General features: G+C 72.5%; 1 protein-coding gene. It reads left to right on the forward strand.

Going from position 1 to position 815, the window contains the following annotated elements; all coding sequences use genetic code 11:
* Positions 1-815 (forward strand): condensation domain-containing protein (locus F3J14_RS35200; protein ID WP_247682373.1); only part of this gene is annotated, 815 nt, incomplete at both ends.

An 815-nucleotide genomic window follows, 5' to 3' on the forward strand; every position in this document is an offset into this window, starting at 1 on the left:
CGCGCGCGGCGCACGCCATGTGTTTTCGCTCGACGCCCATATCGGTGCACGGCTGCGCGCGTTCGCGGCCGCATCGGGCGCAACGCCGTTCGCGGTACTGCTCGCGGCGCTCGACGCGCTGCTCGCGCGTGCGACCGGCGATGCGCGGATCTGCGTCGGCGTGCCGGCCGCGAACCGCGAGCGCGCGGAAACGGCCGGCCTGATCGGCTTCTTCGTCAACACGCTCGCGATCGACGTCGACGTGCCGGCACACGGCGATTTCTCGTCGCTGGTCGCGCGCACGCAGCGGGCGCTCGTCGATGCGCAGATGCATCAGGACGTGCCGTTCGAGCAGGTCGTCGACGCGCTCGGCGTGCCGCGCAGCGCCAGCCACCATCCGCTGTTCCAGGTGATGGCCGCGTACGGCGAGCGCCGCGCGCTGCCGGCGCTCGGCGCGGCGTCGGCCGCATTGCTGCCGTCCGGCACGCCGTCCGCGAAATTCGACCTGACGCTTGCCGTCGAGGCGACGCCCGACGGCACGTTCGACGCTGCGTTCATCTACGCGCTCGACCTGTTCGATGCCGACGCGATTGAGCGGCTCGCCGCACGCTTCGTCACGCTGCTCGGCGACGCGCTCGCTCGTCCCGATTTGCCGATCGGCGATCTCGACTGGCTGCCGGCCGACGAACTCGCGCAACTCTTCGCGTGGAACGCACCGGCAGGCGCGGCCGAAGCCGAGCCGTTCGTGCCGGTGCACGCGCGCATTGCCGCGCATGCGAAGGCGCGGCCCGACGCACGCGGCGTCGCCGACATCGATCGCGCGCTGACGCGCGGCG

This window comes from Burkholderia sp. Tr-862, assembly GCF_011753085.1.
Lineage (GTDB): Bacteria > Pseudomonadota > Gammaproteobacteria > Burkholderiales > Burkholderiaceae > Burkholderia > Burkholderia ambifaria.